Source organism: Tsukamurella hominis, assembly GCF_965137015.1.
GTDB classification, from domain to species: Bacteria; Actinomycetota; Actinomycetes; order Mycobacteriales; family Mycobacteriaceae; genus Tsukamurella; species Tsukamurella hominis.
Genome location: NZ_CBCRZG010000001.1, coordinates 159870 through 180518 on the forward strand (window position 1 = coordinate 159870; position 20649 = coordinate 180518).

General features: G+C 72.5%; 20 protein-coding genes. 4 read left to right on the top strand and 16 right to left on the bottom strand.

Annotated elements, in window-relative coordinates:
- Window positions 1-40: 40 nt before the first annotated feature.
- The 5 genes from madC to ACM9LD_RS00775 all read right to left on the bottom strand — a co-directional run bounded on the left by madC (window position 41) and on the right by ACM9LD_RS00775 (window position 6476).
- Entirely contained in the window at window positions 41-1537 is a 1497-nt protein-coding gene (madC, locus tag ACM9LD_RS00755) for a MadC family VWA domain-containing protein (protein ID WP_415674906.1), read from the bottom strand.
- Window positions 1524-2585 carry a MadB family AAA-type ATPase gene (locus ACM9LD_RS00760; protein ID WP_415674907.1) on the bottom strand — a complete coding sequence of 354 codons (1062 nt, stop codon included), beginning with the start codon at window positions 2583-2585 and terminating at the stop codon, window positions 1524-1526. The genes madC and ACM9LD_RS00760 overlap by 14 nt, the downstream gene beginning before the upstream one ends.
- 22 nt (window positions 2586-2607) lie before the next feature.
- Window positions 2608-3879, bottom strand: coding sequence for an NDMA-dependent methanol dehydrogenase (gene mdo / locus ACM9LD_RS00765; RefSeq protein WP_224647266.1), 1272 nt, complete (start codon window positions 3877-3879; stop codon window positions 2608-2610).
- 177 nt (window positions 3880-4056) lie between these two features.
- Window positions 4057-5820: an N-acyl-D-amino-acid deacylase family protein gene (locus tag ACM9LD_RS00770; protein ID WP_415674908.1), complete on the bottom strand. Its 1764-nt coding sequence runs from the start codon at window positions 5818-5820 to the stop codon at window positions 4057-4059.
- Window positions 5821-5915: 95 nt separating this feature from the next.
- The gene (locus ACM9LD_RS00775; RefSeq protein WP_415674909.1) at window positions 5916-6476 is read right to left on the bottom strand and encodes an NADPH-dependent FMN reductase; all 561 of its coding nucleotides are present in this window, start codon (window positions 6474-6476) and stop codon (window positions 5916-5918) included.
- 125 nt (window positions 6477-6601) lie between these two features.
- Here ACM9LD_RS00775 and ACM9LD_RS00780 point away from each other — a divergent pair, with 125 nt between their 5' ends.
- Genes ACM9LD_RS00780 through ACM9LD_RS00790 form a run of 3 tightly spaced genes read left to right on the top strand, consistent with a single transcriptional unit; the run spans window position 6602 to window position 7871 of the window.
- Entirely contained in the window at window positions 6602-6862 is a 261-nt protein-coding gene (locus tag ACM9LD_RS00780; RefSeq protein WP_415674910.1) for a type II toxin-antitoxin system Phd/YefM family antitoxin, read from the top strand.
- Window positions 6863-6876: 14 nt separating this feature from the next.
- A complete protein-coding gene (locus tag ACM9LD_RS00785) occupies window positions 6877-7272 on the top strand; it encodes a type II toxin-antitoxin system VapC family toxin (RefSeq protein WP_415675223.1) in 396 nt (131 codons plus the stop codon).
- 20 nt (window positions 7273-7292) lie between these two features.
- A complete protein-coding gene (locus tag ACM9LD_RS00790) occupies window positions 7293-7871 on the top strand; it encodes a helix-turn-helix domain-containing protein (RefSeq protein WP_415674911.1) in 579 nt (192 codons plus the stop codon).
- Between the two features lie 3 nt (window positions 7872-7874).
- Here ACM9LD_RS00790 and ACM9LD_RS00795 read toward each other — a convergent pair whose 3' ends face one another.
- A complete protein-coding gene (locus tag ACM9LD_RS00795; protein ID WP_224647255.1) occupies window positions 7875-8291 on the bottom strand; it encodes a hypothetical protein in 417 nt (138 codons plus the stop codon).
- A gap of 187 nt (window positions 8292-8478) precedes the next feature.
- Between ACM9LD_RS00795 and ACM9LD_RS00800 the strand changes: the two genes are divergently transcribed.
- Complete coding sequence (locus ACM9LD_RS00800) at window positions 8479-9699, top strand: HNH endonuclease (protein ID WP_415674912.1); 1221 nt, start codon at window positions 8479-8481, stop codon at window positions 9697-9699.
- Here ACM9LD_RS00800 and ACM9LD_RS00805 read toward each other — a convergent pair.
- The 10 genes from ACM9LD_RS00805 to ACM9LD_RS00850 all read right to left on the bottom strand — a co-directional run bounded on the left by ACM9LD_RS00805 (window position 9696) and on the right by ACM9LD_RS00850 (window position 20636).
- A complete protein-coding gene (locus ACM9LD_RS00805) occupies window positions 9696-9923 on the bottom strand; it encodes a hypothetical protein (protein WP_415674913.1) in 228 nt (75 codons plus the stop codon). The genes ACM9LD_RS00800 and ACM9LD_RS00805 overlap by 4 nt on opposite strands.
- A 3-nt stretch (window positions 9924-9926) precedes the next feature.
- Complete coding sequence (locus tag ACM9LD_RS00810; protein WP_415674914.1) at window positions 9927-11735, bottom strand: acetyl/propionyl/methylcrotonyl-CoA carboxylase subunit alpha; 1809 nt, start codon at window positions 11733-11735, stop codon at window positions 9927-9929.
- Between the two features lie 129 nt (window positions 11736-11864).
- The gene (locus tag ACM9LD_RS00815) at window positions 11865-13325 is read right to left on the bottom strand and encodes a condensation domain-containing protein (protein ID WP_415674915.1); all 1461 of its coding nucleotides are present in this window, start codon (window positions 13323-13325) and stop codon (window positions 11865-11867) included.
- Window positions 13326-13348: 23 nt separating this feature from the next.
- Complete coding sequence (locus ACM9LD_RS00820) at window positions 13349-13765, bottom strand: SufE family protein (protein WP_415674916.1); 417 nt, start codon at window positions 13763-13765, stop codon at window positions 13349-13351.
- Window positions 13762-14655, bottom strand: a complete 894-nt coding sequence (locus ACM9LD_RS00825) for a sulfurtransferase (protein ID WP_415674917.1) — start codon at window positions 14653-14655, stop codon at window positions 13762-13764. Before ACM9LD_RS00825 ends, ACM9LD_RS00820 begins: the two co-directional genes overlap by 4 nt.
- A 71-nt stretch (window positions 14656-14726) precedes the next feature.
- A complete protein-coding gene (locus ACM9LD_RS00830; protein WP_415674918.1) occupies window positions 14727-16016 on the bottom strand; it encodes a hypothetical protein in 1290 nt (429 codons plus the stop codon).
- Window positions 16013-17260: a phthiocerol/phthiodiolone dimycocerosyl transferase family protein gene (locus ACM9LD_RS00835; protein ID WP_415674919.1), complete on the bottom strand. Its 1248-nt coding sequence runs from the start codon at window positions 17258-17260 to the stop codon at window positions 16013-16015. Before ACM9LD_RS00835 ends, ACM9LD_RS00830 begins: the two co-directional genes overlap by 4 nt.
- 1 nt (window position 17261) lies before the next feature.
- Window positions 17262-18644: a glycosyltransferase gene (locus tag ACM9LD_RS00840; RefSeq protein WP_415674920.1), complete on the bottom strand. Its 1383-nt coding sequence runs from the start codon at window positions 18642-18644 to the stop codon at window positions 17262-17264.
- A gap of 1 nt (window position 18645) precedes the next feature.
- Complete coding sequence (locus ACM9LD_RS00845) at window positions 18646-19353, bottom strand: VC0807 family protein (protein ID WP_415674921.1); 708 nt, start codon at window positions 19351-19353, stop codon at window positions 18646-18648.
- The gene (locus ACM9LD_RS00850; RefSeq protein ID WP_415674922.1) at window positions 19350-20636 is read right to left on the bottom strand and encodes a phthiocerol/phthiodiolone dimycocerosyl transferase family protein; all 1287 of its coding nucleotides are present in this window, start codon (window positions 20634-20636) and stop codon (window positions 19350-19352) included. Before ACM9LD_RS00850 ends, ACM9LD_RS00845 begins: the two co-directional genes overlap by 4 nt.
- Window positions 20637-20649: the final 13 nt, after the last annotated feature.

The window sequence follows — 20649 nt, forward strand, 5'->3', positions numbered from 1 at the left end:
TTCGCAGGGGCGGGTACCTGTCCGATCGGGCAGGTACGCGTCAGCGCAGCGCGTTCCCGAGGTCCGCCGCCCGCTCGATCAGCTGGTCCGCGTCGCGGGCGGTGACGACCGCGTCGCAGTGCTCGCGGTAGGCGGGCATCGCGCACGTGGCCTGCGCCCAGTAGCGCTCCGGCTCGGGCGTGATCCAGGCCAGCCGGTGCACCCGCCGTCGCAGCTCCGCGAGGTGTTCGGCACCGTCGGGTAGGCCGCCCGAGCGCCCGTCGCCGACGATGAGCACAGACGTGCGCCGGGTGAGCCCGGCGGGCGCCGCGAGCAGCTCCGCGAAGACCCGTTCGTAATCGCTGGAGGCTTCGAGGTCGATCTCGGGGTCGGCGAGGACGCGGGCGAGGGCGTCGTCGCCCGCGCCGGGCAGGAGAGCGTCGGTCACGTCCACCGGCCGGTCGACGAAGCCGTAGACCTCGCACCGCGCAGTGCGTCGCCGGAGGGACTGCGCGAGGCGCAGGACGAACGCGGTGACGGGTCGCACAGAGAGCGAGACGTCCGCGAGGATCAACAGCCGCAGCCGGTCGGGGCGGGGGACCCGGGTGGCGAGGCGGAACGGGACGCCCTCGGTGCGCTGCGCGGTCCGGGCGGTCGCGCGCAGGTCGAGCCGGCCGTGACCGTGGTAGCGCACCCGCTCGCGGGGCGCGCCGCGCATGCGGCGCAGCACCTCGTGCACCGCCAGTTCCAGCTCGGCGTGCGGGCGCGATTCGACCTCGCCCGGCGGCCCGGGCGGGGCCTGGCCTGCCGCGGCCAGGGCCTCGACGAAGGCGCTCAGCGCCGCCGCCAGGCGCTCCGCGGTGGCCTGCGTGAGCTCCTGTTCCGGTCCGGCGTCGGCGTAGACGCGGCTCGGGTCGTAGCGGTCCAGCCAGGCCAGGATCGCCGCCGGATCGTCCCAGCGCAGCGTGCCGGACGCGGCCATCGCGGCACCGTCGGACAGCGCCCCGACCTCGGCGGTCCCGGCCCGCGCCACGTCGAGGGTGTAGCTGACGCCGCGGCGACCGCCGTCCTCGGCCGAGACCGCGAGCTCCGCGTCCGCCGCCGACGTCACCGAGAAGTCGTCGTCGTCCTTGTGCGGGTTGAAGCCCTCGTCCGCCTCGGGGGTGTCGACGACGAGGTCGCCGACCTCCGCGGCCCGCTCGTTGTAGTCGGCGTAGCGGCCCACTTCCCCGTCGGGGTCGAGGACCAGGTCCTCGGGGAGGCCGCCGGTGAGGGGCGCATGTGCCGGAGTGCGATCAGGAGCGTCGACGGCGCGCGGTGCATCGGCGAAGAGCTCGGCGAACGCGGCGTCGAAGCCGGCGTCCTCGTGCGCGTACTTGACGCAGGTCGCCCGCAGGCCCGCGCCGAGTCGCGCCCGGTCGCGAGCCCCGTAGAGAGCCAGCACGCGCCGCACCTCGATCACCTCGGCGGGGGAGGCGCCGACGCCGTGCGCGCGCAGCCGGGCGCCGAAGGCCGCCGCGACGACGTCGAGCAGGCCCGCGGTCTCAGTTGCCGCCACGGCCCCGGCCCCCGTGCCCGCGGAAGACGGCCGTCGTGGTGTTGGAGGGGTTCGACGCCACCGTCGTCCGGTCCGGCCGGCCCGTCGCCTCCACCGGACCCGACGGTGCGCCCGCGTCCCGCGTCCGCACCAGGTCCACGTCGGTCGAGTACTTGAGGAGCGCGGCGTAGAGCAGCTCCGGCCGTTCGGCCGGCGCGGTTCCGCTGCCGGCCAGCACGGCCGCGATGCGGGCCGCGTCGATCACCTCGGAGATCGACGGACTCTTGCGCAGCGGCAGGTCCCGCAATCGGCCCGCGAGCTCGACCACCTCCGCGACCGCGGCGGGCTCGACCTCGGGGGCGCGGGCGGCGACGATGTCACGTTCGCGGTCCGCGGCCGGGTAGCCGAGGTGGTAGTGCAGGCAGCGTCGCTTGAGGGCGGCGCTGAGCTCGCGGGTGTCGTTGGAGGTCAACACGACCCACGGCCGCGTGCGGGCGGCGAAGGTGCCGATCTCGGGCACCGTCACCTGATTCTCCGCCAGGACCTCGAGCAGCAGGGCCTCCATCGACTCCTCGGTGCGGTCCACCTCGTCGACCAGTAGTACCACCGGCTCCTCCGAGAGGATCGCGGCGAGCAGCGGGCGCGCCGCGAGGAAGGTCTCCGAATAGAGGCCGAAGTCCTTGGCGGCCAAGTGCGCCGACGCCTGCTCCAGGGTGTCGAAGCCTGCCAGTTCGGTACCGATCCGGTCGCGGAGCATTTGCACGTGGAGCAGCTGCCGCGCGTAGTCCCACTCGTAGAGCGCCCGGCTGTCGTCGAGCCCCTCGTGGCACTGCAACCGGATGAGCCGACGGCCGGCGACCTGAGCCAGCGCCTTGGCGAGCTCGGTCTTTCCGACGCCCGCCGGCCCCTCCAGCAGCAGGGGCCGGCCGAGCACCGTCGACAGGTGGATCACGGTGGCCAGGTCGGGATCCGCGATGTAATCCGCGCCGCGCAGCGCCTCCCGCAACGCGGGACCGTCGGCGAATTCCGCTTCCGTAGTGCGTGTCTCGATCATGGCCACGGTGGTCATGCCCGTCTCCTCCCTCGTCGGATCAGTACGTGCCGTTGATGCAGTGGTCGACGACCGGGATCATCGACGACACCGTGACTTCGCGCGGGTTGCCCGGCGTGCACCAGTCGCCCTGGATGTGCTCGGAGATCGCGAGTACCGACTTCTCGTCGCCCTTGATCACCTCGCCGCGGCCCGCGTACTTGCCCGAGTTCATCTGGTTCTTCTCGTACGAGTCGGTGCGGATCTGCCCGAAGTTGTCGGGGATGCCGACGTCCTTCGCCAGCCGGATCGCCGCCTCCACCGCGGCGTCCGCGGCCTGCACCGTGGTCATGTTGCGGGTGTCCACGCCCATCGCGACCGCGATCTCGGCGTACCGCTCGTAGCGCGAAGGCAGGTTGTACTCCCACACTCTGGGCAGCGCGATCGCGTTATTGAGGCCGTGGTGGCTGTCGAAGAAGGCGGAGACTGCGTGCGAGATGGAGTGCACGATGCCGAGGCCGCCCGAGTTGAAGGCCTGCGCCGAGATGTACTGCGCGTTCATCATGCCCTCGCGCGCTTTGAGATTGCGCGGCTCGAAAGTGGCCTCGCGCAGGTTCTTCGCGACCAGCTCGATCGAGTACAGGGCGTTGCCCAGCGACGGCGCGAAATCCAGCCGCGAGACGTAGGGCTCACTGCCGTGCGCCAGCACGTCGAAGCCGCAGTACGCGGTGAAGTGCTGCGGGCACGAGTAGTACAGCAGCGGATCGTCGATCGCGAGCGTCACGATGGAGGCCTCGTCGAAGGCCACCCACTTGTGCGGCTTGTCCATGTCGGAGGTGTCGGTGATGACGTAGGCCCATGAGGTCTCCGAGCCGGTGCCGGCTGTGGTGGAGACGGCGATGTGCGGCGGGTTCTTCTTGTTGGTGGACTTGGCGAAGCCCTCGAACTCGTTGATGTTGCGGCCGTCGTGCGCGATGACCACGCGCGCACCCTTGGCGGCGTCGTGACTGGAGCCGCCGCCCACGGAGATGATGCTGTCGCACTTCTCCTTTTCGTACATCGCCGCGGCTTCCATGACGTTGTAGTCCTTGGGGTTCGACTCCACCTTGTCGAACAGGACCACCTCGACGCCCTGGTACTCGATCTTGCCGATGAGCTCCTCGATGATGCCCGAGCCGCGCAGGCCGGTGGTCACCAACAGGGCGCGCTTGAAGCCGAGGTTCTTCGCCTCCACGCCGATGATGTCGTGCGCGCCGACCCCCATCAGCGCGCGGGGGAAGGGATGGAACTCCTTGATCGGGAAGTCCCAGATCTGGTTCAGCTCGATGGCCATGTCGTCTCTCCTGCGTCTGCGGTCCGGGCGAGATGGCGTGATCCATCTCACAGGGACACTGTGGGCGCGGAGAGTCGTGCGGGGGAGGGCCTCGCGGCGAAACCGTCCGGCCGCCACTCCCACCCCGTCCGGTCGGGCAGGTGCGGCACCGGCCCGACCGGCGGGCGCTGAGTCGACCTAGTGCGTGCCGGCGCGGAGGTAGTGCCCCGTCTGCTGATCGCGGCCGTACCCGGGTACGAATTCCCCGAGCCGGAACACGATGCGGCCGGCGATGCCGGTCGCGACCACCGTCGCGTCGTTGCGGTTGACCATGCGCGAGAGATCGTCGAAGAACGGCGCCTCCGCCTCGTTGTACGCGTCGACGGTCTCGTCCAGCCGTTCCGGATCGACGATCACGAAGTCGGCGCGGTCGCCCTCGCGCAGGAAGCCGGCGTCGAGTCCGAACCAGGTACCCAGCTCGCCGGTCAGGCGGTGCACGGCCCGGCCCAGCGGCAGCACCGTGCGGCCGGCCTCCTCGGCGTCGCGCATCCGCTTGAGGAAGCGCAGCGGGAAGTTGTAGAAGGCCATGTTGCGCAGGTGCGCTCCCGCGTCCGAGAAGCCCAGGTGCAGGTTCGGGTCCTTGGCCATCTCGTCGAGCACGGCGGGGCGGTCGTTGCCGACCGTCGTGGTCCAGCGGACGTTCTTCTCCCCGTTCTCGACCAGCACGTCCAGGAAGGCGTCGAGCGGCGCGATGCCGCGCTCGTCGGCGATCGCGCCGAAACTCCGGCCGATCAGCGAAACGTCGGGGCAGTCGACGATGACGGCATCGTGGAAGTCCTTGTGCCACAGTCCGGGCTTGTGTTTCTTGAGGGCGAACTCGCGCCGGAACCGGCGACGATACTCGGTGTCGGCCATGAGCTCGTTGCGCTCGAGCTGGTCCCTGATGTGCAGCGCGGCGGTCCCGGCGCCGAACTCCTCGAAGACCGGCAGGTCGATGCCGTCGGAGTAGAGGGTGAAGGGCAGCGGCAGGTGCTGGAAGGCGACCCGGGAGCCGAAGACCCGGTTGCCGATCGCGGCGGCGGCGCTGAAGAGGCGGTGCGCACCGCGGGCGGACTTCGAATCCGCCGCGACCAGCAGGCTCACCGGAACCCTGCGGCCGCGCGCGAACAGTCGGCTGCTGGAGGCGAGGAAGAACATCACCACCGTGAGCGGGTTGTTGATGTTGGGGGCGCTCTGCAGGATGCGGCCGCGCTTGCGCAGGACGTTGATGAGGTGCCAGCGCTCGTGCCACCACGCGTAGGTGGAGGGCAGTGCGCGGGAGCGGTAGCGGTCACCGTCGAGCTTGTCGATGGGGGCGTCCATTCCCGACATGCCCAGCATCCCGGCGTCGAGCGCACGGTCGAGCATCTCGGCCATCCGGCGCAGTTCCGCTCGGGTGGGGAAGGACCAGGTGTCGGTGGCACGGCCCAAGCCCATGACGGCCGTGCGGAGGTCCGAATGGCCGAGGAAGGAGGCGACATTGGGGCCGAGCGGCAGGGAGTCGAGGCGCTTGACGTAGCCCTCGGGCTCGGTCCAGTCCTGGAAGTCCTCCAGCGCGGCGATGACGTGCTTGCGGGGCACCGCCTCGACGCGGCTGAACAGGTCGGCGGCGTCCTCCGGGCAGGAGTAGACGGTGGACATCGAGCAGCAGCCGAGGATCGCGGTCGTCACGCCGTGCCGGACGGATTCGCCGAGCCCGGGGTTGAGCAGGACCTCGGCGTCGTAGTGGGTGTGGATGTCGACGAAGCCCGGCAGCACCCATTTGCCTCGCGCGTCGATCACCTCGGGGCACCCGGCCTCGTCGAGCGGCTCGGCCGAGACGGCGGCGACGCGGTCGCCGACGATGCCGAGGTGCGCGCGCCGGGGCTCCGCGCCCGTCCCGTCGAACCAGAGGCCGTCGCGGATGATGAGGTCGTAGCGCATGGGGCTCCCCGCTCGTCGTGTGACGATTGCGAGCCTAATCGATTCGGCGCTCGCGCGCCGGGCCTCGATGGTATCGGGGCCCGGCGCGGAGGAGGTCAGCGGGCGGCGACCAGGTGGCGCTCGGTGGCGGCGGTCAGCTCGTCGAGCAGCGCGGCGAGCTCGGCCGGGCGACGATCGATCGGGGCGAAGGCGCCGGCACCGTCGAAATCGGTGAACAGGCCCAGGCTGACCTGGGCGCGGGCGTCGACCATGGAGAAGTTGGCGGTGATCTGGCGCCAGTGCTCCACGGCGCGGACGCCGCCGTCGGCGCCGTAGGCGACGAAGCCCACGGTCTTGCCGGCCCACTCGGGGCCGATCGAGTCGAAGGCGTTCTTGAAGGCGCCGGGGATGGAGTGGTTGTACTCGGGGGTCACGAAGACGAAGCCGTCCTGGGTGTCGACCGCCTCGCCCCAGGCGGTGACCGCCGCGCTGTCGTACTGCCGGTTCGCGGCGCCCGGGACGGTGGCGGAGGTCAGCAGCGGGATGTCGAACTCCTTGAGGTCCAGCACGGTGACCTCGACGCCTTCGCGCGCGGCGGCGGCCGCAGCGACCCACTGGCCGACCTGCTCGGCCTTGCGGCCGTCGCGGATGGAGCCGAGGATGATGCCGATCTTCATAGGGGTCCTTTCGACGGGGTTACTCGCCCGCTCGGGCGTGGTGTCCACCGTAGCGTAGCGGACCGCGGTCCGCTAGGTGCGCCGTGGGTCTAGACTGTCTGGACTGATCTCGGTATCCTGGATGCATGCGGGAATGGCAGGTCCAGGAGGCTAAGCAGCGCCTCAGTGAGCTGCTGCGCGCCGTCGGCGAGGGGGAGCCGCAGGTGATCACCCGGCACGGCGATCCCATCGCGGTGGTCGTGGACATCGAGGATTTCCGCGCGACGCACGGACGGGATCGGAGGCCGAGCTTCTCCGAGTTCCTGCTGTCGGCGCCCGCCGTCGATGACTTCGAGATTCCCGCGCGTACCGTTGACCCGGATCGCACGGAGGGGCTCTTCGATTGACCGCGGCGTACCTCTTGGACACGAACGTGGTGTCGGAGCCCGTGAAGCGCCGCCCCAACCAGGCGGTGGTCGAATGGCTCGCCGGCGTGGGGAACTCCGGATATCTCAGTGTGCTCACCATCGGTGAGCTGCGCCGTGGCGAGCGCATGTTGGCTCGGAGGGACCCCCGCCAGGCAGAGGCCGTCGCGACGTGGATCGCGGGTATCGAGGACGCCTACCGCGATCAGATCATCGATCTGGACATCCCCGCGGCTACGCGATGGGGAGAGATATCGGCGGCGGGCCGGACGCCGCCGATCGTCGACGCCCTCATCGCCGCCACGGCGCTCGCCCACGATCTCACGCTGGTCACCAGGAACGTCCAGGACTTCGAGGGCCTCGGAGTCCGGACCCTGAACCCGTTCGGCTGATGGCGGGCACAATCGGTCCCATGGCAGACGATCCGGTTCTCGAGCAGGTCGGCCCGCGGCTTCGCGCGATCCGGCAGGAGCGCGACATCACCCTGACCGCGGTCGCTGAGGCGACGGGCATCTCGGTGAGCACGCTGTCGCGGCTCGAAGGCGGCACCCGCAAGCCCACCCTGGAGCTGTTGCTGCCGCTCGCGCGCATGTACGGGCTGCCGCTCGACGAGCTCGTCGACGCGCCCGAGACCGGCGACCCGCGCGTGCGGCTCAAGCCGGTGCGGCACGGCGACCACGTCATCGTGCCGCTCACCCGCCGCGCCGGTGGGCTGCGCACCTTCAAGGAGGTCATCCGGCCCCGGCCCGGGGTGCAGACGCGCACACAGGTCTCGCACCCCGGCTACCACTGGCTGTATGTGCTCGACGGGAACCTGCGCCTGCTCCTGGGGGAGAAGGACATGGTGATCAAGCCCGGCGAGGTGATCGAGTTCGACACCCGGCTGCCGCACTGGTTCGGCAGCGCCGACGGCGAGCCCGTCGAGTACCTGGGGATCTACGGCCCGCAGGGCGAGCGCGCCCACCATGTGGGGCGCGCGGAGCCCGAGTAGCGGTCAGTCGCCGCCGAGGCCGGTGACCTTCTTGAGCTGATTGACGCCGGGGAGCTTGCCGACGCCTCGCTCGACGCCGCGCTGCACGTCGCTGAGTTTGTTGGTCACGTCGACCAGCGGCGGGAGCACGGCGTCGAGGGTGTTGAGGGCCGGATCGGCGACGGCGGTGAGCCGCTCGACCCGGTCGATGACGTTGTTGGCGCGCTCGATCATGTCGGCCATCGCGAGCATCACCTTGGGCAGCTCGGCGATCAGTTCGATGGTGTCGGGCGGGATGGTGCTGAGCTTGCTGACGCTGGTCACCGTGCGGCCGGTGTTGTCCATCGCCTTGCCGGCGGCGGACCGCACGGAGTCGACGAGGTCGTTGACCGATTCGCTGATGCTGGGTGGGGCCTTCGGGGGCTCCGGCTTTCTCGCCATGACTCGATCATCGCTCGCGACGGTGCCCTGGCGTGGGATTTCGCGCCGGACGCGCTACTCGGCATCGGAGCTGGTCCGCGGGGTGGGGGTGGTGTCAGCACGCTCTCGCGGCTCGTGGGACCGATTGTCGTTCGATGTGGTGTTGCGATGTCGAAAACTTGTCGGTTGGTCGGCGTAGCGTCAGGGCATGGACGAAGACGGTGGTGTAGACGAGGATCGGCCGCCCGATGGCGGCGTTGCGGATCGGTTGCGTTCGATGGAGCGGCAGCGGTGCCGGACGGTGTTCGAGCAGTATCGGTTGGCGGCGGAGCTGCTGCGCGAGCGCGTGTGCGAGCGGGTGGCGGCGGGGTTGCCGCAGGATCGCTGGCAGCAGGGCGTGGCGGCGGAAGTCGGGGTCGCGCTGCACATCTCACCCAACAGCGCCGCGAAGTTCGTCAGCAGGGCGGTGGAGCTGGAGAAGACGATGCCGTGCACCCGCGCCCGGCTGCGCGACGGTGACCTCTCCCCGGAGGCGATCCCGGTGATCGTCGGCGGCCTCGCACACCTGGACGCCTCCGATCGGCACCGCGCGGATGCGCAGTTGTGCGCCGACCCGAGCACGCTGGCGGGGATGGGTCTCAAGCAGCTCGCCGCGCGGGTCGAGCAGCTCGCGTACCGGCTGGACGCGCAGGCGACGGTGGAGCGGAACGCGTCCGCCGAGAAGGACCGCACCGTCACGATCCGGCCGCTGCCCGAGGGGATGGCCAGGGTCTCGTTGCTGCTACCTGTGGCTCAAGGTGTCGGTGTGTACGCGGCGCTGCGCCAGCACGCCGCCACCCTGATCGGGATCGGCGCGGACCTGCGCACCCGCGGGCAGATCATGGCCGACACCGCCTTCGCCCGCCTCACCGGCCGCGAGGCCGCCGACGGGCAGCCCGTGACGGTGAACCTCACGATGCCCGCGACGGTCCTCCTCGGCGATGAGCCGGGGACGGCGCACCTGGACGGTGGTGGGACGGTGCCGGCGGAGATCGCCCGCAACCTCATCGGCAGGGCCACCGCCGCCGGCGTCGCCTGGATCAAGCGGCTGTACGTCGCACCCGAATCCGGGGCGGTCGTCGGCATGGACTCCCGGCAACGCTGCTTCCCGGACGGGCTGGCGGAGATGATCCGCGCCAGGGATCGGTACTGCCGGACCCCGTACTGCGACGCACCGATCGCGCACACCGACCACGTCGTTCCGCACGCGGCGGGTGGTCCCACCGGCTTCGCGAACGGGCAGGGGCTGTGCGCGGCGTGCAACTACGCCAAGGAAGCCGCCGGCTGGAGCAGCCGGGTGGTGCCGGACGCGAGCGGGCGGCACACCGTCGACACCCGAACACCGAGCGGACACCACCACCGGTCCACCGCGCCGAACCAGGCGGCCTAGAGAGACGCGCCGAATCGTTCGACGGCGGCGCGGGCGGTGCGCAGGCCCTCGCTGTCGGGGCCGGCGACGACGACCTCACCCGAGGGGAGGAGGGTGACCTCGCCGATCGAGTCGCCGGTGGTGTTCACGCGGACGGCCCAGGCGTAGGCCTCATCGGCCAGCCAGGCGTCGGGGCGCAGTTCCGTGAGGTACCACGCCCCGACGTTCAGGCCGATCGGGTCCAAGAATCAGGCCTCGTCGGACTTGATCTCGAGCAGGACGGTGCCCTGGGTGACGGCGGTGCCGGGCTCGACGGCCAGGCCGGTCACGATGCCGTCCTTGTGCGCGGCGACCGGGTTCTCCATCTTCATGGCCTCGAGCACCACGACGAGGTCGCCGGCGGCGACCTGCTGGCCGTCCTCGACGGCCACCTTGACGACGGTGCCCTGCATCGGAGCGGTCACGGAGTCGCCCGTGGCGGCCACGCCGGCGCCGCGGTCGCGGGTGCGCGGCTTCGGCTTGCGGCGGATCACGCCGGCGCCGCCGGCCGCGCCGCCACCGCCGAGCGACAGCTCGCCGGGCAGCGAGACCTCGACGCGACGGCCGTCGACGACCACGACCACGTTCTGGCGCGGCAGCGAGTCGTCCTCCTCGATGGCCTGGCCACCGGTGTACGGCTCGATCGGGTTCTCCCAGTCGGTCTCGATCCACTTGGTGTAGACCTCGAAGCCGTTCTCGTCGCCCACGAAGGCCGGGTTGGAGACGATGTGGCGGTGGAACGGGATGACCGTCGCGAGGCCCTCGACCTCGAACTCGGCGAGCGCGCGCCGTGAGCGCTCCAGCGCCTCCTGGCGGGTCGCACCGGTCACGATGAGCTTGGCGAGCATCGAGTCGAACTGTCCGCCGATGACGTCGCCGGCGTCCACGCCGGAGTCGACGCGCACGCCGGGGCCGGTGGGCTCGCGGTACACGCTGATCGGGCCGGGAGCGGGCAGGAAGCCGCGGCCGGCGTCCTCGCCGTTGATGCGGAACTCGAAGCTGTGACCGCGGGGAGTGGGATCCTCCGTGATCGTCAGCTCCTTGCCCTCGGCGATGCGGAACTGCTGGCGTACGAGGTCGATGCCCGCGGTCTCCTCGGTGACCGGATGCTCGACCTGCAGGCGGGTGTTGACCTCGAGGAAGCTGACCAGGCCGTCGGCGGCGACGAGGAACTCGACGGTGCCGGCGCCGTAGTAGCCCGCCTCGCGGCAGATGCGCTTGGCCGACTCGTGGATGGAGGTGCGCTGCGCCTCGGTGAGGAACGGCGCGGGCGCCTCCTCGACCAGCTTCTGGAAGCGGCGCTGCAGCGAGCAGTCGCGGGTGCCGGCGACCACGACGTTGCCGTGCTGGTCGGCGATGACCTGGGCCTCGACGTGGCGGGCCTTGTCGAGGTAGCGCTCGACGAAGCACTCGCCGCGGCCGAAGGCGGCGACGGCCTCGCGGGTCGCCGACTCGAACAGCTCGGGGATCTCCTCGATGGTGTACGCGACCTTCATACCGCGGCCGCCGCCGCCGAACGCCGCCTTGATGGCGACGGGCACGCCGTACTCCTTCGCGAACGCGACGACCTCGTCGGCGTCCTTGACCGGGTCCTTGGTGCCGGGCGCCATCGGGGCCTCTGCGCGCTCGGCGATGTGCCGCGCGGTGACCTTGTCGCCCAGGTCGCGGATCGAGGCGGGGGACGGGCCGATCCAGGTCAGACCCGCGTCGATGACGGCCTGTGCGAAGTCGGCGTTCTCCGAGAGGAAGCCGTAGCCGGGGTGGATCGCGTCGGCGCCGGACTTGCTCGCGGCGTCGAGGATCTTATCGAAGACGAGGTAGGACTCGGCCGAGGTCTGGCCGCCGAGAGCGAAGGCCTCGTCGGCGAGCCGCACGAACTTGGCGTCGGCGTCGGGCTCGGCGTACACGGCGACGCTGGTCAGGCCGGCGTCCCGGGCGGCGCGGATGACGCGGACCGCGATCTCACCGCGGTTGGCGATGAGTACCTTCTCGATCTTCTTGTCAGCGTGGGCTGCCACTCAAGTCTCCTCGTTCCGTTGCGGCGCGCAGCGGCGCGCCGCCCTCTCCATGTCCCGTCCGGGCGCAACTCCTGACGAGTGTATGCCTACTCACTTGTGGCGCACCCGACAGTCCCCTCGCGGGTTCGGTTACCCGCGAGTAACCGTCGCATCGCCTATTTCGGTCAACAACGAACGTAGCGCGCCGAGGTACAGGGTGACACTCCGGCGTGCCGTGTCGAAGCCCGGGAAGCGCGCCGCCACGTGCAGTCCGGACGGTGTGCGCAGCATCCACAGGTAGACGTCGTCGATCGAGTAGTCCCGTGAGCGCAGCGCCCCGGCCCCGCCGGCGTCGTTGACGTCCGAACCGGGGGCGGATCGGGTGTCCATGAAGGAGACGACGAAGCGCGGTGGGGGCGCCTGGGAGCGCCCGGGCTCGTCGGCGAGGACCTCGCCGATCCGCAGGTAGGGCAGGGTGCTGCCGGCCTTGGAGTGCTTCCACGCGGACTGCGCCCGCTGCGCCAGCTCGCCGAAGGTGCGGGTGCCGGTGGTGTCGAGCCGGAAGGGCGCGACGCCGACGAACCAGCCCAGCGCCGCGATCCACTGCTCGGCGTCGCGGGTGTGCCGGGTGACCGCGCACCGGAAGACGGGGCCGAAGCCCAAGTCGGTGTTGATCTTCGCCATGCACGCGAGCACGCCCGTCACCAGCGAGGCGCCCGATTCGGAGCACACGCGCGTGAAGTTGTTGGACCGGTCGTCGTCGAGCAGGTGGAAGTTCAGCGCGCCCTGCGCCAGCCGGGGCACCCCGTCGGGATCGCGGCTCAGCGCCGCCCGCGTCTCGTCGGCGAGGACCTTCGCACTGACGGGGAGCAGCGGCATGGGGAACGGGTCGGGCTTGAAGCCGGTCTCGCTGAGGTACTCGTCCCACATCCGCGCCGCCGGGTGGCTCGCGCCGGCCCGGTCCGCCGATTGCCGGTCGGTGTCCGAGTAGTTGACGTAGCTGCCGGTGGGCAGCAGTCGCGGCGGCACGCCGTGCACGGCCTCGCGGTAGAACTCGCGCAGCTCGTACGGGCTGAGGATGAGGGAGTAGCCGTCGAGCAGGGAGTGGTCCGCGGCGAAGAACAGCGTGAAGGAATCCTCCCGCGCCACCGTCGAGAACATGTACGCGGGCCACGTCAGCGGGGCCGTCGACCGGTCGAACTCGCCCAGCAGCTGCTCGGCGAGGGGCCCGGTGGACCGGTAGGTGCCGATCGCCTTGATCCGCAGGTCGACGGTGGCGGTCTGCGCGCTCCGGCGGCGCGGCCTGTCGTCCTCCAGGAACACGTGGGTGCGCAGTACCTCGTGCCGGTCGATCCACGCGCGCAGCGCCGTCCGCATGCCGGGGATGGAGAGCGGCTCGTCGAACTCGATGCCGAGGCCCAGCCAGGACTCGCGGCCACCGTCGATGTGCCGGCGCTGCAGCACCGCCTGCGCGCCCCGCAGGTGCGCCTCGTGCACGTGCGACGTGGCGCGCGGGTCGTCGCGCCAGCGCGCGGCCGGGCCCGTGGTGGGGATCCAGTTGCGCAGCTCACCCGGGCGCAGCGGGTACGCGTCCAGTTCGGTGAATTGCACGGCGGGCTCGCTCGACGACCGGGCTAGGCGGCGAGCCGGCGCTTGATGCGGGCGAGCATCGCCGACATGCCGCGCAGGCGCAGCGGGCTGACCACGGCGTCGAGGCCGAGGGCGTGATGGAAGTCGTCGGGTACGGCGACGATCGCCGCGGCCGGCTGCCCGTCGAGGCCCTGCGCGAGGATCGACGCGAAGCCGCGGGTGGTGGGCGCCTCGGGCGGCGCGCTGAAGTACAGCCGGACCGCCTCCGGATCCGAGGCGTCGACGTCGAGGAACAGCGGCGACTGGCACTCCGGGACGGGCTCCATCGCCGCTGCGGTCAGGTGCTCGGGGAGCTCGGGCAGCTCGCGCGAGAACTCCAGCAGCAGCTCGAGCCGGTCCTGTTCGCCGACCCCGGCGAAGTCGTCGACGATCTCCGCCAGGGGCGCGGGCAGGGCGGTCATGCGCCGGGCGCGGCGCCGGGCTCCTCGCCGCGCACGATGGGGGCCCGCACGGTGTTGCCCCACTCGGTCCACGAGCCGTCGTAGTTCTTGACGTCCGTGAAGCCGAGGAGGTGGGTGAGCACGAACCAGGTGTGGCTCGAGCGCTCGCCGATGCGGCAGTAGGCCGTGACCGGCGCCTGCGGATCGAGGCCGCCGTAGACCTCGAGGAGATCGGCGTGGGGGAGGAACCGGCCGTCCTGCCGGGCCGCCTTCGCCCACGGGATCGATACCGCGGTGGGGATGTGGCCGCCGCGCAGGGCGCCCTCCTCCGGGTAGTCGGGCATGTGCGTGCGCTCGCCGGTGTACTCCTGCGGCGAGCGCACGTCGACGAGGGCGCGCGTGCCGATGTCCGCGCGGACCTGGTCGGCGAACGCGCGGATCACGCTGTCGTCGCGCTCCACGACGGGGTAGTCGCTGCGCGGGTACTCCGGCTGCTCCAGCGAGACGTCGCGGGCGTCGCTGATCCACTTGTCGCGGCCGCCGTCGAGCAGGCGCACATCCGGGTGCCCGAAGAGGGTGAAGACCCACAGCGCGTACGCGGCCCACCAGTTCGACTTGTCGCCGTAGATCACCACGGTGTCGTCACGGCTGATGCCCTTGGCGCGCATGAGTTCCGCGAACTGCTCGCCGGTGATGTAGTCGCGCGTCACCGGATCGTTCAGGTGCAGGTGCCAGTCCACCTTCTGCGCGGTCGGGATGTGCCCGATGTCGTAGAGGAGCACGTCCTCGTCGGACTCGATCACCTTGAGGCCGGGGACCCCCAGGTGCCCGCTCAGCCAGTCCGCGGTGACGAGGCGCTCGGGGTGTGCGTAGTCCTGCAGTTCCGCGCTCGGATCGGTCTCGATAGCCACGTCCGCCAGCCTAGCCCCCAGGACGCCCGGCCGCGCCGCGGCGACCCCCGGGCGGCGGCGTGTTCCTGCACTCAGTGGTGTGCGTACTCGCCCACGGACCGTGCGACGACGTCCGGCAGGTCGGCGGCGGTCGCGAGGTTGCTCGCGACGAACAGCGAGGTCTCCACCTCCGTGCCGGTCCACCCCACGTAGAGGTACGGCGGGCGCGGCGGGGCGATCCGGCCGGGCAGCGCGGACCAGGCCAGGCGGAACCAGGCGCGGTCCGACGGGGTGCCGTCCGGGGCGCGGACCGGCGCGGGCAGGGCGCCGACGCCGGCGCACGTCGTCACCGGGTGCGCCGGATCGGCGGGCGCGTCGATGAGCGCCGCCAGTGTGCGACGGGGCAGCAGCGTCAGCAGCGGGCCGAAGGCGTCGTAGCGCCCGGCGTCCGGGAGCGCGCCCAGCACGCCCTTGACGTCCGCCCGCAGGGCGACGATCCCGTCGGGCCCGGTGGACGGATCGACGAGGAGCTCCGCATCGACGATCGCGTTGCCGCGCAGGTCGCCGTCCTCGCGCCGGTTCACGGACAGGCCGAGCACGGCGTGGCCGTCGGGCCGGACCCAACCGAGCTCGGCGGCGATCCGCGCGGCGGCCCGGAACAGCAGGGTCGACTCGGTGCCCCCGGAGTCGGCGGCCCGCGCCGCGAGGGCGGGGCGGTCGAGGTGCGCGACGGCCCAGCGATCGGCCCCGACGGGGTGGGCCGGAGCGGGGCCCGTCGGCGCGGTGCCGGTGTGCTCGAGGCGGCCCCGCGCCAGGCGGGCCGCGGCCGTGGCGGCCCGCACGGCGGCCGGGAGTTCTCGGGCCGCGAGGGCGGCGTCGCGTCGCGCTGCCCGTAGCGGGGACGCGGCCTCGCGCGGGTAGGGCAGGTCGCGGGTGGCGCCGAGCGCGGCCTCCGCGACGGCGGTCGCGGTGCCCACCCCGTCGGCGAGGACGTGCGAGACCACCAGGGTCACGGCGGATCCGCCGTCGGTCAGCGGCAGCACGCCGAGGTGCCAGCCCGGCCCCGACCACGGGTCGATGGGGGCGGCGGCGCGCTCGTCGAGCCAGCCGTCGATCGCCTCGCGCGGGCGGGCGGCGGCCTCCACCGCGACCCGCGGCGCCGCGGTGGTCGCCACCCAGCGGTCCCGGCCGAAGGGCAGCGGGGAGTGCGCGATCCGGCGGCCCAGCAGCCCGCCGGTGAGCGCGGCGCGGAACCGTTCGAGCCCGGCGAGGTCGACGCCGTCGTCGTAGATCCAGGTCACCTGAATGAGCGAGTTGCGCCCGGTCGCGCGGGTGCCCGAGGCCGCGCCCTGGTCGACGAACGCCAGTAGGTCGGCCGTCATGCGGCGGCTCCCGCGCCGACCAGGCCGGAGGCGATCCGGTCGCGGATGCGGCGGGCGGCGTCGGGCGCGAGGGTGCCCGGCGCGTGCCGCAGCTCGATCGACAGCCGCCCGTCGAAGGTGAGCGCGTGGTGATGCAGGCCGACCAGGGGCGCCAGCGCCTCCGGCGGTGCGTGCCGCACCAGCGCGCGGACCCGCTCGATGTCGACCTCGGAGCTGGTGTGGAAGTCGAGCGCGGTCACGCCGTCCGGGGTCGCCGGTGCCGGGATCGCGCCGATGTTGCTCAGCCGCACGGGGACCCCGCCGGTCACGGTCACGGGGGCGGCCCCCGCGAGGGCCACGGCGACGGTGCCGTCGGCGAGGTCGGATCGCAGTCCCGCCAGGACCGCGCGGCCGATCTCCTCGGGCGTCGTGTCGCCGCGCACGGCGACGGGCACCGTCGACGAGCCCGCGAAATTGGTGACCGCGGCGGCCGGGACGGCGGGCTCGGCGCGGGCCCGCAGGTCGACGGGGCTGAAGACCGCGAGCGGCACGGCCTCGTCGGCGGGGCGGTCGAGCTCGGCCCGCTCCGCGGCGACGATGATCCCGGCGAGGAGGCCGTGCAGGCTCAGGCCGGCCTCCTTGGCGCGGTGGCGCAGGGCGTCCGTCGCGGGGCCGTCGAGGCGGATCCGCTCGAAGGCGAAGTCGCCGGCGTCGACGTCGGCCGGTGAGGGCACCGTCGCGGAGGGGACCACCTCGACGACCGACGGATCGGGCGGGTCGCCCGCCGCGAGCCGGTCCGCGAGCTCGGTCGGAGCGGCGGGGAGCCCGGCGGGCTCCGCGGGCTCGGCGCCCGAGTACAGCTCCCACAGGCGCAGATTCAGGTACAGGGCGTGCGCGCCGTCGGCGACGGCGTGGCTCACACCGAGCGTGACGCGATGCAGGTCGCCGTCCGAGACCAGCTGCACGGCCGCGATTCCCCGCTCGGCGTCGACGCCGAGCCGCACGTCGCCGGGCGCGAACGCACGCAGCTCGACCTGGATCGGCGCGGACTCCTCGGCGGGCGCGGCGTCGGGCGCGACGAGGTCGAAACCGAAGGCGTGGGGCTCGATCCGGCCCGCGAGCACGGGGTGCTCCCGGCGCAGCGCCGCGTACGCGCGAGCCAGCCGGCCCGCGTCGATCGGGCCGCGGACGGTGAAGCTGCCGCTGGAGGTGGTCCCCGTCAGCACGTAGGGGATCTCGAGCGGGGTCAGGGCGCGTCGGGACATCTCACACCTCCAGTCCGGCGAGGGAGACCACGTCGGCGGCGTCGAAGTCGACGGTGTCGGGCGCCGTGACAGCCGCGACGGTGCGCACGTCCACGCCGTCGTCCTCCGCGATCGATTCGATGATCGTCGCTGCGCGGCGCGCGGGGATGTCGCCGAGGTCGATGAGCGACGAGATGCGCTGCGCGCGACGACGGGTGGCCGGGGCGAGCAGCAGGTCGAACGCTGCGTGCAGGCGCTCCGCGGTGAGATTGCGCATCGGCAGGCAGGCGCCGACGCCGAGGTCGGTGACCCGCGCGCCCCAGAAGGGCTGGTCCGCGAGCACCGGGCAGATCAGCGTGGGCAGCCCGGCCCGCAGCGACGCGGCCGTCGTGCCCGCCCCGCCGTGGTGGACGGCGGCGGCGCAGTGCGGCAGCACCTCCGCGTGCACCACCTCGTCGACGACCCGGATGTGGTCGCCGAGGTCGGCGCCGACCAGGTCGCTCCAGCCGGCGACGATGAGGCCGCGGCGGCCGCGCTCGGCGCAGACGCGGGCGAAGGTGCGCGCCATGCCGTCCGGGTCCGCGATCCGCATGCTGCCGAAGCCCCAGTAGATCGGGGCCTCGCCGTCCTCGAGCCAGGCCAGGAGATCGGCGTCGGTGCGCTTCTGCTCGCCCTGGCGCAGCCAGGCGTCGGCCGGCACCTCGAGGAAGCCGAGCATCGGCCGGGTCCGGCTGAACTCTGGGACCAGGTCCGGGGTGAGAGCGGGATCGTAGAGCTGCAGGTCGACGATCTCGTTGGCGTCGCGGTTCTTCGCGCGCCGCGAGCGGTACGGCGCCTCGCCGACCGACATCCGGTGGAAGTTCACCGCGGCCCGCACGTGCGTCCAGGTGAAGGAGTCGCCGAGCGCCCAGGTCGCGCGCTTGACCATGCGCGGCGACCGGGACAGCACGTCGCTGGTCAGGCCCGCGGGCGTGTACTGCGTCATCGGGTAGACGCTGTTGGTGGTGCCGGGGAAGAACCGGTAGCTGATGATCGTCGCGCCGCTGCGGCGGGTGATCGGCAGCGCGAAATCGACGGCGTCCGAATGGGTCAGCACCACGTCGGCGTCGCGGCACACGGTCTCGGTCTCGCGGGAGATGGTGGCGATGTTGCGCACCAGCCAGCGGCCGTAGGCCCGCATCCGCTCGACGGGGCGGTGGATCACGTCGCGGTAGTCGTCGTCGTAGTCCGGCACGAAGTCGTTGAGCCGGTGGGCGTCCAGGCCCGCCGAGCGGATCAGCCGCACCAGCGGATCGCCCATCGCGGCGATGGTCACGTCGTGCCCGCGGGCGCGGAGCGCGAGCCCGATCGCGATCGTCGGCTGGACGTCGCCGCGGCTCCCCATGGCGAGGATGCAGACCTTCATGTCAGTTCGTCCTTTCGACGGTCGGATGGAGCTCGGTTCGAGACGCCCGGACGGCGCCGTCGTCGGCGGTGCCGGCGAGCGCGGCCCGGACGGGGCGCAGGAGGAGCAGCGTGAGCGGGAGGACGGGCACGGCGACCAGCAGGGGGATCAGCTGGCAGGCGACCACGGCGTAGTCGATGGGCAGGCCCAGCGCCGCGGTGATCGAGGCGGTGGTGCTGACGACGACCGCAACGAGCCAGAGCGGATCGACGGCGCCGATCGCGCGGACGCAGCGCCGCTCGGTGCGGACGCGGCGGTTCCACTGCTGGGCCCGTACCGCGTCACCGCGCACCGAGAGCCGCATCATCAGCGTCGCGACGGCCCGCCGCCGCAGTACCAGCCCGGCGGCGATCGCGACGGCCATCAGCGCTCCGATGGCCGTCTCCACCAGCAGGATCACGCGGGGACTGCCCGAGATCGCGGCCGCCGTGATCGAGCAGGCGAGCAGCGCGAGCGTGAAGAGCTCCAGCGGATCGACGGCCCGGCGCACGATCGACCGGGCCAGGATCCGGAGAGCCACCAGCGTGGTGCCGGTGACGAGAGCGACGAGCTGGCCCACGCCGACCAGGTAGCGGAGCGCGAAGTACACGCCCAGCTGCAGGCCGACGTCGACCAGCAGCGCCACCGGCGGGGCCGGCGGCGACTCGGTGTCGGCGAGGGGGACCGTCATGCCGCGGTACCGAGCTCGAGCAGGGCGTGCGCGCCGTCCGCGATGCGGTCGAGGAGGCGCAGGCAGGTCTGGGCGTCGAGGGTGCCGGGCAGCACGCGCAGTTCGATCGAGAGCCGCCCGCCGAAGGTGGAGACGAGGTAGGAGGTGCCGATCGGCGCGGCGGGGACGCCCGCGCCGGTGTGGCCGGCGGCGTACTCGCGGATCCCGCGGGCGCTGCGGACGATCTGCGCGTGGAAGTCGAGCACCTCGAGCCCCGCGGGGGCGACCGGTGCGGGTACCTCGCCCAGGTTGCTGACGAGGACGGGCGGGCCGTGGCGGCGGGTCCGCGGGTCGGGCATGGGGCTCACGGCGGTCCGCAGGACGGTGCCGTCGCGCACGTCGGAACGGATCCGGTCCGCCACCGTCCGGGCGATCTCGGCGGTGGGGGCGTCGCCGACCGCCACGTAGGAGAAGCCGCACAGCGCCGTGACCGAGCGCAGGGGGATGGGCGGGGTGATCCGGGCGCGGAAGTCGACGGGGGTGAGCAGGGCGACCGCGGCGTCCTCCGCGCACTCGGCGAGCTCGGCGCGGGCGATGAGCGCGCTGACCAGCGCGTGCGAGGAGACGCCGTGGGCGCGGGCGGCGGCGTCGAGGGCCGCGGTCTCGGCCACCCCGAACCGGACCCGGAGCGCGTCGTCGACGTCGGGGCCCGCCTCGTCCGGGAACTCCGCCGGGACCGCGCCGTGCCAGACGGTGCCCGCCAGTCGCTCCTCGTAGTCCAGCTCCTCGGGGAGGTGGCCGCGCGCCGCCATCACCAGGTGCGGCTCGGCGGGGAAGTCGGTGGCGCGGCGGATGATCGGCGCCGCCCCGCTCGCGAGCGCGGTGTACAGCTCGAAGAGCCGGGCGGCGATCGCGACGATGCCGGAGCCGTCCGTCGCGGCGTGGCTCGCCCACAGGGTGAGCCGGTACCGATCGCCGATCCCGGTGAGCGACAACGCCGCCAGCTGCTCGGAGCCGACGAACCACGGCGGCGTCTGCTCGTAGCCGGTCCACGGCGCCGTGGTGTCGCGGAACCCGATCGCGGCGGCGACGGCGGCGTCGCCCGGGGCGAAGTGCGGGCGGCCCTTGACGTCCACGATGCGGGCCGCGAGCACCGGGTACTCCTCCAGCAGCGCCGTGAACGCGGAGCGCAGCGCGGTGCCGTCGACCGTGCCGCGCAGCTCGAACGACGTGCCGATCACCTCCCGGGAGGTGGGGCGGACGAAGGAGGCCTCGGAGAAGGTGAGTGCGCGGTGGTTCTGCATGTGCGGCTCCTGT